Source organism: Amycolatopsis pretoriensis, assembly GCF_900107925.1.
Lineage (GTDB): Bacteria > Actinomycetota > Actinomycetes > Mycobacteriales > Pseudonocardiaceae > Amycolatopsis > Amycolatopsis pretoriensis.
Genome location: NZ_FNUJ01000014.1, coordinates 182,242 through 198,423 on the forward strand (window position 1 = coordinate 182,242; position 16,182 = coordinate 198,423).

Consider the following 16,182-nt stretch of genomic DNA (forward strand, 5'->3'; position numbering starts at 1 on the left):
CCACCGCTTTCGGTGGCCGTCACGAACCAGGACCGGACAGCCCGCGGATCTGTGACAGCCCGCCGGAGATCAGCCGCGAGACCCCCGGCGTCAGCAGACCTCGGCGACGATGCGGCGCCGACCGGCCCGCCCGGCGCGAGCAGGAACGTCGCCGGGTCGTCGATCGAGAACGATGTCCGGCGAGGCGCGGTTCCCAGAAAGCCGTGAAGGCCTCCTTCCCGGTCAAGAAACCCGTCAAGGAGGCCTTCACGGACAACGCTCAAGCGGGAAGATCGACCAGCTCGGCGAGGTGAGCCCGGTGCTTGCCCGGCGTCCCCAGCGCGATCTCATCCGCCTTCGCCCGCTTCAAGTACAGGTGCGCCGGGTGCTCCCACGTCATCCCGATGCCGCCGTGGAGCTGGATCGCCTCCTCCGCCGCCTTCACCGCGATCGGCGACACCCGCGCCTGCGCGACCGCCACCGCGATCGGCACGTCGGTCCCCGTGGCCAGCGAGTCCGCCGCATACCGCGCCGCCGCGCGAGCGAGCACCAAGTCCGTGTACAAGTTCGCCAGCCGGTGCTTCAGCGACTGGAACCCGCCCACCGGACGCCCGAACTGGTAGCGCCCCTTCAAGTACGAAACCGTCTCCGTCAACGCCCACTCGGCGACGCCCGTCTGCTCCGACGCCAGGATCCCGGCCCCGAACAGCAACGCTTCCTCGAGAGCGGCGGCCGCCGAAGGGCCCGACGCCACGAGCTGGGCCGGCGCGTCCGAAAAGGACACGTCCGCCACCCGGCGCGTGAGGTCGAACGACACCAGTTCCGTCACCGTCGCGTCGGCGGCCGAGACGACGTACAGCTCCGGTCCGTCCGGGCCCGCGGCGGGCACGACCAGCAGGTCAGCCACCGACGCGTCGGCCACCGTGCCGACGCGGCCGCTGAGCCGGCCGCCGGAAGCCGTCACCGACGACGGGAAACCCGCTCCCGGCGCCGTCGACAGCGGCACCGCCAGCGCGCCGATCGCCGAACCCGACGCCAGCCGCCGGACGAACTCGCCCGCCGAAGCGCGGACCAGCGCCGTCGTCGCCAGCACGACGCTGCCCAGGAACGGCACCGGCGCCACGCTGCGGCCCAGCTCCTCGGCCACCACGGCCACCTCGCGGGCCGACGCGCCGTGGCCGCCCAGCTCCTCGGGCACCGCCAGCCCGGCCACGCCGACCTCCTCGGCCAGCGTGCGCCACAGCTTCAGGTCGTAGCCCTCGGCCGTCTCGACGCGCGCCAGCAGCGCCTCCGCCGAAGCCTTGTCCTTCAACAGGTCCCGGACCGACGCCCGGAGGTCTTCCTCGACGTCGGAATACAGCAGGTCACTCATCGGGGGAGGTCCTTCCAGGCGACGTCCTTGTCGACGCGCGGCTCCGAGGGCAGCCCCAGCACGCGCTCGGCGATGATGTTGCGCAGGACCTCCGAGGTGCCGCCCTCGATGGAGTTCCCCTTCGCGCGCAGGTAGCGGTAGCCGGCCTCGCGACCGGTGAAGTCCACAATGGCCGGACGCCGGAACGTCCAGTCGTCGTAGGCCAGGCCCTCCTCGCCGAGCAGCTCGACCTCCAGGCCGGTCAGTGCCTGGTTCAGCTCGGAGAACGCGACCTTCATGGCCGAGCCCTCCGGACCGGGCGCGCCCGCGGTCAGCTGCTGGCGCAGCCGGGTGCCGGCCAGCCGCAGCGTCTCGGCCTCGACCCAGCGCTGCACCAGGCGGTCACGCAGCTCCGGCGTGCGCAGCTCGGGCCGCTCGCGCCAGGTCTTCGCGACGATGCCGATCAGCCCGCCTTCGCGCGGCTGGACGTGCCCGCCGATCGCGACGCGCTCGTTCATCAGCGTCGTCTGCGCGACCTTCCAGCCCTCGCCGACGGCGCCGAGGCGCTGGCTGTCGGGGATCCGGACCTCGGTCAGGAACACCTCGTTGAACTCGGCCTCGCCGGTGATCTGGCGCAGCGGCCGGACTTCCACGCCCGGCGCGGTCATGTCGCACAGGAAGTACGTCATGCCGGCGTGCTTCGGGACGTCCGGGTCGGTGCGCGTCACCAGGATCGCCCACTGCGACTCGTGCGCGCCCGACGTCCAGACCTTCTGGCCGGTGACGACCCAGTCGTCGCCGTCGCGCACGGCCCGCGTGCCCAGCGCGGCGAGGTCGGAGCCGGCGCCCGGCTCGGAGAACAGCTGGCACCACACCTCCTCGCCGGTCCACAGTGGACGAAGGAAGCGCTCGTGCTGCTCCGGCGTGCCGAAGGCGAGGATGGTCGGCGCGGCCATGCCGAGGCCGATGCCGATCCGGCGCGGGTTGTTGTCCGGCGCGCCCGCTTCAGTGAACACGCTGTCCACAGCGGACTGCAGTGCCCGCGGCGCGTTCTGCCCGCCGAGCCCGGCGGGGAAGTGGATCCAGGCGAGCCCGGCGTCGAACCGCGCCCGCAGGAAGTCCATCCGGTCCGTGGTCGCGGGGTCGTGCGCGGCCAGGAACTCGCGGGCCTGGCGCGTCAGGTCTTCGGCGTTCACTTGGCGCCCTCCGAGAGGTACTTCTTCAGCTCACGCCGGGCGAGTGAGCGCTTGTGGACTTCGTCCGGTCCGTCGGCCAGCCGCAGCGTGCGGTTCCCGGCCCACATCGCGGCCAGCGGGAAGTCCTGGCTGACGCCGCCGGCGCCGTGCACCTGCACGGCCTTGTCGAGGATCCACTCGACGGCGGCGGGCGTCGAGATCTTGATGGCCTGGATCTCGGTGTGCGCGCCCTGGTTGCCGACGGTGTCCATCAGCCACGCGGTCTTGAGCACGAGCAGCCGCTGCTGCTCGATCTTCACGCGCGACTCGGCGATCCAGTCCTGCACGACACCCTGCTGGGCGATCGGCTTCCCGAACGCCTCGCGGGAGATCGCGCGCTTGCACATGAGCTCCAGCGCGCGCTCGGCCATGCCGATGGCACGCATGCAGTGGTGGATCCGGCCCGGCCCGAGGCGCGCCTGGGCGATCGCGAAGCCGTCGCCCTCGCCGGCGATGAGGTTCTCGACCGGCACGCGGACGTCCTCGAAGAGCACTTCGGCGTGGCCGCCGTGGTCGCTGTCGTCGTAGCCGAAGACGTGCATGCCGCGCTTGACCGTCAGGCCCGGGGTGTCGCGCGGGACCAGGATCATGCTCTGCTGCTTGTGCGGCGCGGCTTCCGGGTCGGTCTTGCCCATGACGATGAAGATCTTGCACGCGGGGTTCATCGCCCCGGAGATGTACCACTTGCGGCCGTTGATGACGTATTCGTCGCCGTCACGCCGGATCGCGGTCTCGATGTTGCGGGCGTCGGAGGAGGCGACGTCCGGCTCGGTCATCGCGAACGCGGAGCGGATCTCGCCGTCCAGCAACGGTTCCAGCCACTGCTTCTGCTGGTCGTCGTTGCCGAACATGGCCAGCACTTCCATGTTCCCGGTGTCCGGCGCGGCGCAGTTGAGCGCGGTCGGCGCCAGCCGGATGCTGCGGCCGGTGATCTCCGCCAGCGGCGCGTACTGCAGGTTCGTCAGGCCCGCGCCGTGGTCGCCGGGGAGGAAGAAGTTCCACAGGCCGCGCTTGCGGGCCTCGGCCTTCAGCTCCGCCATGACCGGCGGGATGGCCCACGGGTCGTCGCGTTCGGCGAGCTGCCGCTCGAAAACCGGTTCGGCGGGGTGGATGTGGGAGTCCATGAACTCGAGGAGCTTCCCGCGCAGCTCCTCGGTCTTCTCGTCGAACGCGAAGTCCATTTACTTCTCCTCTTTGAGAATCTCGTTGCCGTGCGAGATGAGCAGCGGGACACCGGCGCCGACGCCTTCGAAGCCCGCGCCGACCGTCTTGCCCTGCGTGTAGCGGTAGTGGATGCCTTCCAGGATCACGGCGAGCTTGAAGAACGCGAAGCCGACGTACCAGTTCAGCTGCGAGACGTCCCGCCCCGAACGCTCGGCGTAGCGCCGCACGACTTCGTCGGTCGTCGGGTAGCCCGGCGCGGAGCTGGCGTTGGAGACGAACTGCAGCGACACCTTGTCGCGCTCGGCGTAGGCCACCAGCAGCGCGAGGTCGGTCAGCGGGTCGCCGAGCGTCGACATCTCCCAGTCGAGGACCGCCGAGATCTCGTCGCCTCCGTCGACCAGCACGTTGTCCAGGCGGTAGTCGCCGTGGATGATCGACGGCTTCCCGGACACCGGCACGGCCGCGGCGAGCCGGTCGTGCAGTTCGTCGATGCCGTCGAGGTCGCGGCTGCGCGAGGCGTCGAGCTGCTTCTTCCAGCGTCGCAGCTGCCGCTCCAGGAAGCCGTCGGGCCGGCCGAAGTCGCCGAGCCCGACCGCGGCCGGGTCGACGGCGTGCAGGTCGACGAGCGTGTCGACCAGCGCGTCGGCGATGGCCCGGGTGCGTCCTTCGCCGAGTTCCGCCAGTTCGTCCGCGGTCCGGTAGGGCGTGCCCTCGACGAAGCTCATGACGTAGAACCGCGCCCCGATGACGTCGGCGTCCTCGCAGAGCAGGATCGCCTCGGGCACCGGCACGGCGGTGTCGCGCAGGCCGGAGATCACGCGGAACTCGCGGGTCATGTCGTGCGCGGTGGGCAGCACGTGCCCGAGCGGCGGGCGGCGCACCACCCAGCGCGAGCGGCCGTCGCCCACCACGTAGGTGAGGTTCGACCGGCCGCCCTCCACGACGTCCGCGGACAACTGTCCGGCGACCAGGCCGGGCCGGTGCGCGTCCAGGTGGGCGCGCAGGCGGTCCAGGTCGAGTCCGGGCGGGTTCATGCGGTTCTCCTCTTCACCGAGGGGAGCATACCGACTAGTCGGTATGACGTACAGAGAGAAGCCGGTGCGGAGCTTTCACGTGAAAGCTCCGCACCGGCGACGTCACGCGAGGAACCGCGTCACCCATTCGGCGACGCAAGCGGGCTTCGCTTCGCCGTCGATCTCGACCGTCCACTTCGACACCGCCTGCTTGCCGTCCGGGATGTCGGTGACCTCGACCAGCTCGGCCCCGGCGCGCACCTTCGAGCCGACCTTCACCGGCTGCGGGAAGCGGACCTTGTTGAGGCCGTAGTTGATGCCCATCTTGATGCCGTTGACCTTGTAGATCTTCGGACCGAACGCCGAGAGCAGCGACAGCGTCAGGAAGCCGTGGGCGATGGTGCCGCCGAACGGGCCCGCGGTCGCCATCGGCTCGTCGACGTGGATCCACTGGTGGTCGTCGGTGGCGTCGGCGAACAGGTTCACCCGGTCCTGGGCGACCTTCAGCCACTCGCTGTACCCGAGGTGCTCACCGACCGCGGCGGCGAAGGCGTCCAGGTTCTCGAACTCGCGCATCGCCCTCAGTCCTTCGGTCCGCCGGCGGCGTAGATGACCTGGCCGGAGATGAACCCGGCGCCCTCGCTGACCAGGAACGACGCCAGGTTCGCGATGTCATCGGGCGTACCGACGCGCTGCACGGGGATCTGCGACGCGGCGGCGGCCTTGAACTCCTCGAAGCCCATCCCGATCCGCTCGGCCGTCGCGGCGGTCATGTCGGTGGCGATGAAGCCCGGCGCGATCGCGTTCGCCGTGACGTTGAACTTGCCCAGCTCGATGGCGAGGGTCTTGGTGAAGCCCTGCATGCCGGCCTTCGCGGCGGAGTAGTTGACCTGGCCGCGGTTGCCCAGCGCCGAGGTGCTGGAGAGGTTGACGATCCGGCCGTACTTCTCCTGCGTCATGTACTTCTGCACCGCGCGGGTCATCAGGAACGAGCCCTTGAGGTGCACGCCGAGGACGGAGTCCCAGTCCTGCTCGGTCATCTTGAAGATCAGGTTGTCGCGGGTGATGCCGGCGTTGTTGACCAGCACGACGGGCGGGCCGAGCTCATCGGCGACGCGCGTGACGGCGGCCTCGACCTGCTCGGCAGCACTGACATCGAGGGCAACGCCGACGGCCTTGCCCCCCTTGGCGACGATGGCCTCGGCGCCCTGCTTGACACCGGCCTCGTCCAGGTCGAGCAACCCGACGGCAAAGCCGTCATCGGCCAGCCGCGCGGCCACGGCGGCCCCGATGCCACGGCCGGCACCGGTGACCACGGCGACACGGGAAGGGGAATCGGTCACGGGGACCTCCTCGTCGTTGAGAAGCGGGCTCGTGCCCGCGAGCCTACTAAGCGGTTGGTTTGTGGAGGATACGCGTGACTGCTCCCCGAAGTGGCGACAGCATGCGCAGGATCATAGTCGTGGCGGATGACGGCAACCTTGCTGCTCCGCTCGGGGGAACCGCTTCAGGTAGTCCGCTCCACCGCGCTCTTGACTTGCCGCGACACGCTCCTGTAGGGGCACGCCTTCTCTCGGTCACGCCGGCCGGGACCATCACGCCCGGCGTCACGTCCGCCAGGCGGTGCCGAGGCACGAGGTGGCGAGTGACCGCGCCCCGCGAACCTCGACCCCGTCGAGCAGGCCCGGACGCCGTACGAGTTCGCATGGAGCAAGATGCACAAGCCTCGGCGCGGCAGGTCGGCCGACACCACCGGGCTCGGTCCACGCTGGTTCTGCCGGGCCATCGACCGATCAACGGCCGCACAGCGATCCTCGACCGAAGCTCGCGAACCCGCGCACGCGTCGCCGACACGACGGGCTCACCAGGAGCCTGTTCGAGCCGGTCGGCGGCGCTGAGTACGGTGCCCGACGCTGTCCGGCGGCCTTCTCCGGACGGCGATGCCGGCTGCAGGGGGCGGACATGAATCCGGCGGAGGTCAGCGCCCTCCCCCAGCCGGCCGATGCCCTCGATCGGCGTTCTGCCCGGCCGCCAAAGTGACCTGGCCGGCGCACACTGCTTTCTTGAATGCGTTCTTCGTCGCCGGAGTGCGGTTCGGGCCAGTAATCGGACATGGCGGTGTCGCTGTGGGCGTAGGCGATAATGCCCTGCTGTTTCAAAACAAAAATATTGGTGTAGCTGGTCGAAGGCCGGGTGGTGGCGAACACCGTGTGAGTCGTGATCGCAGTTTGACTGATATCGTCCGGGGTCCCGGCGTCAGGAGGGCGTGGTGACCTTGCGCGCGGTCATTGTCGGCATAGATCGTTACCGTGACCAGCGGATCCGAGATCTGCACTACGCTCGTTCCGACGCGGAAGCCGTCGCCGACCTGATCGAGCAAGTACACCCGGCGCAACGCCACGTCACGCTGCTGCTGGACGAGGACGCGACCAAGCGGAACATTCAGGTCGAAATCGGTGAACGGCTCGTCCGTGACGCTGGTGAAGACGACGTGGTACTGCTGTATTTCGCGGGTCATGGCAGCCCGGAGACCAATCCCAGTCCCGACGAGGTCGGCCGCTACCTCGTGCTGCACGACACCGAGTACGAGAACGTCTACGCGACCGGGCTGAGCATGGAGCGGGAGCTCCCGTGGTTGTTCGAACGGATCTCCCGTCCGCCCTTGGTGCTGATGCTGATCGACGCGTGCTTCAGCGGCGGAGCCGGTGGCCGGACGTTCGAGGGACCGCGGTTGAGAGCCGCACGTGCCGCGGCCCGGGACGGCCGCATGATCTCGTTGGAAGACCTGGACCTGGGTGAAGGGCGACTGATGATCGGCGCTTGCGATGATGACCAGGTCGCCCGCGAGAGACGCACCCTCGGCCACGGCGTGTTCACGCACTACCTGCTCAAGGGGCCCACCACGGCGGACGACGGGTACACCGTCGGTGTGCACCGACTGTACGAGGAAGTCGCAGCGGCCGTCGCCGACGACACCGGCGGGCAACAGGTCCCAGTGATCAACGGCCGTTCCGCGCGGGCACGGCTTCCTTACCTCTGGTGAGGGATATGGGTTACTTCGGCGAGTACAACCACATCTATTTCCTGTTGGACGGCTGGACGATCAGCGGACTGTGCGACCGGGCCCGCCGTGGTGAGATCGTCGAGTTCGTCGAGTCGGAACTGGTCGACCTCGCGGCGGCGCCGCGCGAGAAGTCCACGATGGTCGTCGGCGGCATCACGACCCCGCCGTACATGATGATGCCGGACAAGTTCGGCAGGACGCTGCGCTACGAGCGGGTCGAAGACGCCGAGACCGGCACGTTCGCGGCCAGGTTGCACGTGGATCTGCCGGAACAGGCGCTGTACCGCATCGGGTGGCAGAGCCCGAGGCACGACGACGATACGTTCGAGCCGGCGCCTGGTGTCGTGCTGTCGGTGTCCACCACGCTGCCATGGACCTACGACGGGACCACGTTCCAGGCTGTCACCAGTGACCAGCCCGGCACGGTGTCGTTCCTGGTCGAGATCCACCAGTCCGTGCCGCAAGTCCGTGACACGGTGATCATCGCCCGCGCCGGGCACGAGCGTGCGGCGATCATGGCGCGGGCCGACCACGGCACCGGGTTCGTGCCGTCTTTCGTCGTCGGCGACCGCACCGAAATGCCGGACCTGCTGGCCGAGCTCACCGTCAAGCACCTCGTCAGCGTCGGATTCGAGGACGACGAACCCGGTGTGGGTGACGCAGATCGGCTGACGCTGGTCGCTCCCGACCGGGAAGAGGCCTTCGGACCCGCCCTCGCGCTCGCCGTGGCCTCGGGCGCGCGGTTGCGGTTCGCCGACGTGGATCAGCTCTCCCTGAGCGACGGCTCCGCGGAATGGGCGCTGCCGGACGTGCTCGGCACCCCGTTGGAGATCTTCGGCAGCGCGACCGACGAACTTGTCGTCTGTGAGAGTTCGTCCGCCGAGCTGCTGATCAGTCAGGCGGTGGGTTACGCGTCTCTGTGGGGTTGCCGGATCGCCTTCCTGCCACCCGTCGGCGACGTCGGGCCGTTCACCGACGCCGCGGCGCTGGCACACCGCGCGAACGAGGCGGTGCCCGAGCCGCTACGCATGCCGGACGCCACCACGCTGACCGTCTTCACCCAGGAACTCCCGCTGCACCTGACGCCGACGCAAGACGGCGCCAAGTGGATGGACCGCTACGCCGTGGCGCACCTGCCCGGTCAGACCGCGAGCACGCTCGTACCCCGGCTACTCGGCCACGCAGGACAACCAGTGCCGCCGGTCGCACTGGGCGTGGTGTTCGACGCGTTGGGCGCGGTGGCGACCGAAGGCGCGGCGTACGAGGAACTCTTGGCCGGTGGACTGTCCGCGCCGCTCGTCCTGTCCGCGGAACGCGCGCTGCACCGGGTTCTGCACGAGTTGGTGCACGCCGTCGACACCGACCTGTTGCTGATCATCGCGCATGGCCGGGACGACTACCTCGACGACGGCGTCAACGAGCGGATTCACGACACGACCATCCGGAACTGGCGGATGCGCGGCAGGCCGGTCGTGATCAACAACTCGTGCGGGAGCTGGACCAGCACGGGATCGGCGTTCGTCGCCGCGGGAGCACGAGCCGTCGTCGGCACGCTCTGGCCGGTCGCCAACGACCTCGCCATCCGGGTGGGTGAACGCGTCGCCGGCCACCTGCACGGGCAGGAACTGGTGGCCGCGGTGAAGGATGCCGTCAGCGGTGACCCCGATGCGGCCGCCTACCTGTACGTCGGTCTTCCCCACACCCGGGTGTCCTCCCGAGCCACCGTGGACGAGAACGAAACCATCACCGTGCTGACCAGGATGCTCCTCACCCTGTTCGAGTGCATGCACAACCTGGTCGGCGCCAACAAGATCGACGAAGCCGAGGCGCTGCACCAGGTGACTGTGCCGGCGTTACGGGAACGCTTCCTGGCCCTGGTCAAGCCGACGCAGCAGTTCCAACTTCACCTGCCGCCACCGATGGCGCAGGCGTCCGTCGCGGACATCGACTCCGTTCTGGCCGGGCAGAGCATCAACCTGTTGCTCGCGATTCGACGGGTGGCCCCGTACGAACGGGGCCGGGCGATCGCACACCAACTGGCGGACCTCGCCGACCTCGCGTTCCAGGACCTGATCTCGTCGGATGAGCGCAGCGGCATCCCCACCGCGTCGTTCGATCTGGCGCACGCTCTTCGCTACTACATGTTCGCCGCCGCGTGTGCCCTCCCGGTGGGTGTTGTCCTCGCAGAGGTCAACGAGCCTGCTCTCGCCGCGAAGGCACGCCGGTGGCTGCGTGTCGCCGCGTCCCTGATCGCCCGGCCCGACGACCTCGATGCTGACCGCGATGTGCCGGACGACGTGCTGATAGCGCAGGTCAAGACCGGCCTGAAGGTACCGGCCCGCGCGGCCGGCGGATCCGGTGACCTTCACGAGATCGATTTGCTGCAGGATTCGGGAGTCAGCCGGTCGAGGGTGCTCCGCCAGTTCGCCGAACTCCACGAGAGGCTCGGAAGCCAGGAGTCCGCAGCGCGACTGCGCGGTGCTGTCGAGGATTCGAGTGATCCTACCGGTGCGTACGCCGAGTGCGTCGCCGCCGCGCATCGGTTGCGCGATGCGGCGCGAAACAGCGAGCCGGTCCCCGACGGACTCGCGCGCCGGGCACTCCGCTTGACGAACTCGATCGAACCTCTGGTGAGCAGAGCCGACCATCGCAGCGACATCCTCGGCGCGCTGGCCGCGTACAACGCCAGCCGAGGAGACCACCATCGCGCACGGGAAGCCAGCGCCGAGATCGCCAGAACCATGACTGATCTCGGGGTACGGCCGACGAATCCGATCAACGAACTCGCGGTCTGGTACTACGAACACGGCGACTTCGACCGCTCACTGTCCTGCGCCAGGAACAACGCCGAAGTGCTCTTCAAGGCACGTCATTTCGAGGCCGCCGCGCGCAACTGCAGTTTCGCGGCGGGAGTCGCGCTCAAGGCGTACCAACAGCGGCCGGAGAACAAGCGACTGCGGACCTTCTTCGAGTACTCGGGCCGGCTCGGTCGCATCCTCAAGGCACAGCCGGCCGTGCGGGCGGTGCTGAGCGAACCGAACACCGACATCTGGGACAACACCACGTCGATCTGGCAGCAGCTGGCCGCCCGTGGCGACTGGCGGCTGGCACTGCGCGGGTACACCGCACAGAAAGCCTGGCCGCAGGGGGAAACCCGGCCCGACTACGAGTTGCTGGCCAACGCCGCGCACCCCCGCAACACCGCCGCGATCAAGCAGTTGGCGGCCGACGGGTCGCTCACCCGGGCCGGCCGAGTGACCATCGACGGTGACTTCTCGGTCGATACCCAGGTCACCACCTATCGGGAAGACGTGAGCGGCGAGTGGACCGCGCCGGCGACTGTCTACTGCCTGAGCCCATCGCTCGGTGACGATCAGTCTGAAGCCGTCGTGGTGGCTGGTGTCGCGGTGTACGAACTCGCGGACGACCGGGACGTGCGAATCAGCCAGGAGCGAGCTTCCCTGCGGGACCCGGCGAAGAACGAAGGCGGGTTCTACGTCGAGACCTGGGGCAGCCGGACTCTTCGGTACGACGTCTCGGTCGAACTGGAACCGGGCCTGATCCCCTTGATGGTCGTGTACACCCCGAAATCGACGGCGAGCCCGCGCACCCGGATCCAGTTCGACACGTCGGGATGTGTCATCGAGCTAACCGAAACCGGCGAACCGTGGCTCGGCGAGATCTCGATGTTCGTCGGCAAGGCACCGGAACTCTACCAACGAACCTTCACTCAGCTCCCGTACACCATGGGATTGGACTTCGGCACCTACAACAGGCTGACCGGCCCGTTCGGTGGTTGACCTCGACCGCGGCAACAGGCCGGCGACGTCAGCCGTAATTCCTGCCGCCAAGCTGAAGAGGTCGTCGTAGCCGGCCCGCGCAGCTCTACCCGCCGGACGCTGTCACTCCGGGATGCGTGGCCTGGAACGGGAACGCACGAGCAGAAACAAGTTGATGCCTGCCATCAGCACCAGTCCTGCGAGTGTCAGCCAGAAGCCCCATCCGGTGCCGACCACCTCATCCGCTCTCCCCACCACGTCGATGCCCTGGGTCGAGGGGAGGTAGATCAGAAATCGCGCGATGTCCTCCGCCACCGAAACCAGCTGGCCGACCAGCTTCCACTCGGCGATCACCAACAGCACGGCCGCCACCGACGCGACCACCGCCGTGACGACCGCGCGCAGGCGCCAGACCCGGATGAGAGCGATCAGCAGACCCAGTCCCATGATGGCCACCGTCGCGATGCCGAACCCTCTCACCGCGGACCGCGGTGACACCTCGTCCGCCATGCTCGCGTTCCCGCCGGGAGACAGTTCGAACACCCCGCCGGCCGTGTAGCCGGGATCGCCGCCGACGACCAGATCGGCACCCGTCACCGACACGCTGACGGACCCGGCTCCGTCCGGATTGCCCGCGGGCGCCGAACACGACGCCGTGGCCGCGGGCAACACCAGGAACAGCAACAGCAACAGCAGCAAGCCGGCGGGCCCCGCATAGACCTGAACCCGCTTTACCTCGTCGGACGACTCTGCCGCCACAGCCATGTAGCTCCCTCCCAGTTCATCTCTCGCTGACCGGCGCCCGACTCTCAACGGGTGGTCGGTGCAGCGGTGAACGCCGTGTCCAGCACACCTTGTTCGCGCATCCGGCGTATCACTTCCGTGCCGGCCATCTTGACGCGGTCACACGCGCGGTCGGCCACGACCGGAGGTTGATCACCAGAGACGACCTCGATGACGGTTCCCCGTTCAGCGAGGAACGCCATGCCGCAGGCCGGAATGGTGCTGCTCTTCTGGAGGATGACCGCCACGCCATCGAGCACTGCTTCTCCGGCCGGTAACGGATAAGCTTGGCTGAAATTGACCAGGACCTGTGGATCCCAGTTGATGTAGACCCCCACCGAGAATGCCTCGGCCGGCCACATGCAGCTGCGGACCACCTCTCCCTTGTGCAACTGTCCAGGGTGCAGCCCGTACGGCGCGCTCGCGGATTCCGGCAGAAACGAGCAAGGATCGGCTTCCCGCAGGCTCGCAGGCCGCACTGGTTCGGCGCTCACCGGAGGCGCTTGCTCGTTCCCGGAATGATCGCAGCTGCTCAGCAGAGCGGCAGCGATCAGCGTTACCACGGCCGTTGTCCATCTCATTGTTCCAGCGTAGCTACGCGGTGTGGGCGAAAGTGGTGGATGGACACAACCGGCCACACCGGGAATCAACACCGGGAATCAACACCGGGAATCAACGCAGCCGCCGCAGCGCTTCCAGTAGCAGTGTCTTGTTGAGCCCGGCCCCGCCTGCGATGTCCTTGACGGTGTCCAAGCCCTCGTCGTCGACCGCCAGGTCCACCATTCCCGGTACCTGCAGCCCGACGTCGACAACGCCGCCGGCGACCTCCACGGCTCTCTCGACTCCCGTGGCCGCCGGGGCGAGCTCCGCCAGCTCCCACACCGCGCGCCCGGCCGGGATGAGCCCGACGGCGTCGCCGCCGAGGCCGATCCAGGCGTTCGGGTCGTCATAGCTCTCGGTGGCGATCATGTCGACGCCGTGGGCCGCCAGGGCCGTCGCCCCCGCCAGCAGCGCCACCGGCGCCGCGAACGGCGCCAGCACCGGGATCAGCGCGAGCCCGCCGGCGACCGCGGACACCGCGCCCGCGATGTCGCCGACCTGGCCCAGCGTGGTGTCGGTGTCCGGCGCGGCCGGCGGCGCGTGCATCCCCTGCGTCTGGGCTGCCACCAGGGCCTGCAGCTGCGCGGCGACCTGCCGGGCGAACTCCTGCTGCTTGGCCTGTCCGGCCGCGCCGTACATCGGGTTGCCCAGCTGCAGGTAGGCCGGCAGATTCGCGTTGACCGCCTGGACGATCGCGTTCTTCACGCTCGTCAACGCCTGCGCGTAGCGGTCGGCCATCGCCGCCTGCTGCTCGGCGCCCTGGCGCTGGCTTTCGAGCGTCACGGCTCCCTTGCCGATGTTCTGCCCCATCGCCTGGCCGGCCTGATCGCTCCATGCCTGCTGCGCGGCCTGGCGTTGGTCGGACAGCTCGGTGCCGGCCAGGTTCGCTGTCTCACCGGCCTTGCGCCAGTCGTCGGCGAGGTCGGCGACCTGGTCCTCGTCGTCCGGGGGCCAGGGGTTCGCGATCGCCTTGACGGCGGTCCACAGCTCGTTGGCGGGTTCCGCGACGGCCATCAGCGGCCGCCGAGCGCTTCGCCGCCGGCGGCGTCGGCGGCCCGGTAGTCGCCCGCCGAGCCGTGCCCGGACGCGGCCGTGTCCTGGATCCCGCGGGCGATCCTCGCGGCGGCGTCACCGAGGGCTTCGGCGCCGGGCCGGAAGCCGGCGAGGAAGGCAGCGCCCATCGGTCCCTGACCCAGCCCGCCGGTGCCGGCCGCGGTCGCGTTGCTCCATTCCGTGTGGAACGTGGTACCGGTCTGCTCGAGTCCCGTCATAGCGTTGGTGACGCCGTCCACGTCCATGTCGGCACCGTCGGTCATGGTGCGGTCCTCCTGTTCAGAGTTCGAGCTGGCGCACGGTCAGTTCGAACGCGCGCGCGTCGGCCGCTTCCCGCGCGGCACGGTGGGTTTCGGCGATCGCGGCGGCGAGCCGGCGCGAGTCGGGGTCGCGGTAGACCCGCGGATCGAGCACGAGCTCCAGCAGGTCACCGCGGGCGTCGACGGTCACGGAAATCAGGCCGTCGGAGGAGAAAGCGGTTTCCCGGACGGCCGCGAGCTCCCGTTGGATGTCGCGGATCTCCCCGGCCAGTTGTTCGAACCGCACGGGTTCGTAGGTCAGGACCATCCGCTGGGTTTCCACCGCGCCTCCCCGGTTCTCGCGTCTACGGGGGAGTCTGCCGGTCCGACAAGGGGCGCGGCGACGGGCTGGCCGCTTCCGGCCACGGGCGTTCAGCGGTTGCAGGTGGCGCCGCGAATGGCCTTCGGCAGGCTTTCGTAGACCCCACGCGCGGTGGCGGCGCGGACGAGGAAGCAGTAACGCCGTCCGGGTTCGACGGGAACGGTGAGGCTGAGCTGCCGCCCGGCGGGGAAAATCCGCGCCTGATCTCCTTCGGCGGCAACGACGATCGCGTAGTCCATGGGCGCCGAGCTCCGCCAGGTGAGTTCGACGCTGTCGCTGGAGTCCCGCGGCGGCAGCAGTTCGAGCGCGGTGGCCGGCGCGGCAACCGGCGAGGAGGGCGGCGGGGCGGCGGGCTGGGTTTCGGGAGGCTGCGCCATCTCGACGGACCCGTTGCCGAGCACGACGATCAGCCCACCGACAACGGCGGCAACGACGATGGTGGCCCCGCCGGCGACGAGGATCTTCCGGCGGCTGCGGCCCTTTGCGGGTTTGCCGCCGCGGAAGTCGAAAGAGGCCAGGGGAACGCGGGCGGGTGCGGGAATCTGCGGCGACGCGGCAGGGCTCGGGGGCAGCGCGGCGACGACGGGGCTCGGCGGCGTGGGGTACTCGGCGGGCACGCGCGGCGGTCCCGCCGGCTGGTCGGCAGTCGGCGCCGGCGCCCCGGACACCGGCGCGACCATCCCGTACCCGGCGCCCGGCATCGCGGCAGGCGCCGGTCCCGAAGCGAAGTCGTCGAAGCCCGGCGGTACCGAACCCACCGTCGCCAGCCTCCGGGCCACGTCCGCCGCGTCCGTCAGCCGATGGGCCGGGTCCGCCGCCAGCAACCGGCCGATCGTCGTGGACAGGGCCACCGGAACGTCCTCGCGGTGGATCGCCGGCACCGGCTCGCGCAGCACCCTCAGCACCCGCTCGCCCTGCCGCTCCCCCAGCTTGCCCGGATGCGGCGAACTGCCGGTCAGCGCGAAGTGCACCACCGCACCCAAGCCGTACAGATCGTTCGCCTCGTCGAACACCTCCGTGCGCGCGGCCTCGGGCGCACGGAACTCGATGGCGTGCAGCGGATCGCGCGGGAACGTGTGGCGCAGCACCAGGCCACCGTCGACCAGGACCGGCTCACCCGAGGCGCGGAACAGCACGTTGTGCGGGCTCACCCCGCCGTGGACGACGCCCGCCGCGTGCATCCCGGCCAGCGCTGCGGCCAGCGTCCGGCCCAGGACGACCGCGTCCGCGGCGGACAACGGGCCGCCGTGGGCGACCAGCCCGGCCAGCGACTGCGGGCACTGCTCGCGGCGCAGCACCTGGCTGCCGTCCAGCCGCGTCTCGACCGCGTCGATCGCCAGCACGGACGGGACGTGCCGCAGCGCGGCCTGCTCACGTTCGAACGCCGCCTTGGTGCGCTTGTCGAACTTCGACGGCAGCGGCCGGTAGGCGAACGGCACTCGCGACGAACCCCCCGGGTACGTGTCTCCGGCCGTCGTTCCCGTCATGACCCCCGCCTGTCCGCAACCTGCCGCCACACCCTTCGCGTGGCCCCGCCGAT

At 69.6% G+C, this 16,182-nt stretch carries 14 protein-coding genes; 2 read left to right on the plus strand and 12 right to left on the minus strand.

All coding sequences use genetic code 11. The features are described 5' to 3' along the window. Positions 1-259: 259 nt before the first annotated feature. From BLV96_RS44405 to fabG, 6 genes are all read right to left on the minus strand, one after another. Positions 260-1,351 (minus strand): acyl-CoA dehydrogenase family protein, encoded by a 1,092-nt coding sequence (locus BLV96_RS44405; protein WP_086677906.1) that lies wholly within the window; start codon positions 1,349-1,351, stop codon positions 260-262. After that, positions 1,348-2,526 carry an acyl-CoA dehydrogenase family protein gene (locus BLV96_RS44410; protein WP_086677905.1) on the minus strand — a complete coding sequence of 393 codons (1,179 nt, stop codon included), beginning with the start codon at positions 2,524-2,526 and terminating at the stop codon, positions 1,348-1,350. The genes BLV96_RS44405 and BLV96_RS44410 overlap by 4 nt, the downstream gene beginning before the upstream one ends. Next, positions 2,523-3,746 carry an acyl-CoA dehydrogenase family protein gene (locus tag BLV96_RS44415; protein ID WP_086677904.1) on the minus strand — a complete coding sequence of 408 codons (1,224 nt, stop codon included), beginning with the start codon at positions 3,744-3,746 and terminating at the stop codon, positions 2,523-2,525. Before BLV96_RS44415 ends, BLV96_RS44410 begins: the two co-directional genes overlap by 4 nt. Then, complete coding sequence (locus BLV96_RS44420; RefSeq protein WP_086677903.1) at positions 3,747-4,763, minus strand: phosphotransferase family protein; 1,017 nt, start codon at positions 4,761-4,763, stop codon at positions 3,747-3,749. It lies immediately after the preceding gene. A 102-nt stretch (positions 4,764-4,865) separates the two neighbouring features. Further along, positions 4,866-5,318, minus strand: coding sequence for a MaoC family dehydratase (locus BLV96_RS44425; RefSeq protein WP_086677902.1), 453 nt, complete (start codon positions 5,316-5,318; stop codon positions 4,866-4,868). A gap of 5 nt (positions 5,319-5,323) precedes the next feature. Beyond that, positions 5,324-6,085: a 3-oxoacyl-ACP reductase FabG gene (gene fabG, locus BLV96_RS44430; protein WP_086677901.1), complete on the minus strand. Its 762-nt coding sequence runs from the start codon at positions 6,083-6,085 to the stop codon at positions 5,324-5,326. Between the two features lie 926 nt (positions 6,086-7,011). Between fabG and BLV96_RS44435 the strand changes: the two genes are divergently transcribed. Continuing rightward, positions 7,012-7,785 (plus strand): caspase family protein, encoded by a 774-nt coding sequence (locus BLV96_RS44435; protein WP_158104162.1) that lies wholly within the window; start codon positions 7,012-7,014, stop codon positions 7,783-7,785. A gap of 44 nt (positions 7,786-7,829) precedes the next feature. Continuing rightward, on the plus strand, positions 7,830-11,606 hold the full coding sequence (locus tag BLV96_RS44440) for a CHAT domain-containing protein (RefSeq protein WP_167379929.1): 3,777 nt from the start codon (positions 7,830-7,832) through the stop codon (positions 11,604-11,606). A gap of 102 nt (positions 11,607-11,708) precedes the next feature. Here BLV96_RS44440 and BLV96_RS44445 read toward each other — a convergent pair whose 3' ends face one another. From BLV96_RS44445 to BLV96_RS44470, 6 genes are all read right to left on the minus strand, one after another. Further along, the gene (locus BLV96_RS44445; protein WP_143051128.1) at positions 11,709-12,350 is read right to left on the minus strand and encodes a hypothetical protein; all 642 of its coding nucleotides are present in this window, start codon (positions 12,348-12,350) and stop codon (positions 11,709-11,711) included. A gap of 44 nt (positions 12,351-12,394) precedes the next feature. Further along, the gene (locus tag BLV96_RS44450; protein WP_158104160.1) at positions 12,395-12,931 is read right to left on the minus strand and encodes a DUF3558 family protein; all 537 of its coding nucleotides are present in this window, start codon (positions 12,929-12,931) and stop codon (positions 12,395-12,397) included. A gap of 109 nt (positions 12,932-13,040) precedes the next feature. Further along, complete coding sequence (locus tag BLV96_RS44455) at positions 13,041-13,982, minus strand: WXG100-like domain-containing protein (protein ID WP_086677896.1); 942 nt, start codon at positions 13,980-13,982, stop codon at positions 13,041-13,043. Next, a complete protein-coding gene (locus tag BLV96_RS44460) occupies positions 13,982-14,284 on the minus strand; it encodes a hypothetical protein (protein WP_086677895.1) in 303 nt (100 codons plus the stop codon). The genes BLV96_RS44455 and BLV96_RS44460 overlap by 1 nt, the downstream gene beginning before the upstream one ends. Before the next feature lie 16 nt (positions 14,285-14,300). Further along, positions 14,301-14,603, minus strand: a complete 303-nt coding sequence (locus BLV96_RS44465) for a YbaB/EbfC family nucleoid-associated protein (protein ID WP_244180941.1) — start codon at positions 14,601-14,603, stop codon at positions 14,301-14,303. An 89-nt stretch (positions 14,604-14,692) separates the two neighbouring features. Next, a complete protein-coding gene (locus BLV96_RS44470; protein ID WP_158104159.1) occupies positions 14,693-16,129 on the minus strand; it encodes a serine/threonine protein kinase in 1,437 nt (478 codons plus the stop codon). Between the last annotated feature and the right edge of the window lie 53 nt (positions 16,130-16,182).

Coding starts and splice junctions, on each gene's coding strand:
- BLV96_RS44470 (WP_158104159.1), bottom strand. CDS start 16,129: ATGACGGGAACGACGGCCGGAGACACGTACCCGGGGGGTTCGTCGCGA.
- BLV96_RS44415 (WP_086677904.1), bottom strand. CDS start 3,746: ATGGACTTCGCGTTCGACGAGAAGACCGAGGAGCTGCGCGGGAAGCTC.
- BLV96_RS44445 (WP_143051128.1), bottom strand. CDS start 12,350: ATGGCTGTGGCGGCAGAGTCGTCCGACGAGGTAAAGCGGGTTCAGGTC.
- BLV96_RS44460 (WP_086677895.1), bottom strand. CDS start 14,284: ATGACCGACGGTGCCGACATGGACGTGGACGGCGTCACCAACGCTATG.
- BLV96_RS44455 (WP_086677896.1), bottom strand. CDS start 13,982: ATGGCCGTCGCGGAACCCGCCAACGAGCTGTGGACCGCCGTCAAGGCG.
- BLV96_RS44425 (WP_086677902.1), bottom strand. CDS start 5,318: ATGCGCGAGTTCGAGAACCTGGACGCCTTCGCCGCCGCGGTCGGTGAG.
- BLV96_RS44405 (WP_086677906.1), bottom strand. CDS start 1,351: ATGAGTGACCTGCTGTATTCCGACGTCGAGGAAGACCTCCGGGCGTCG.
- BLV96_RS44420 (WP_086677903.1), bottom strand. CDS start 4,763: ATGAACCCGCCCGGACTCGACCTGGACCGCCTGCGCGCCCACCTGGAC.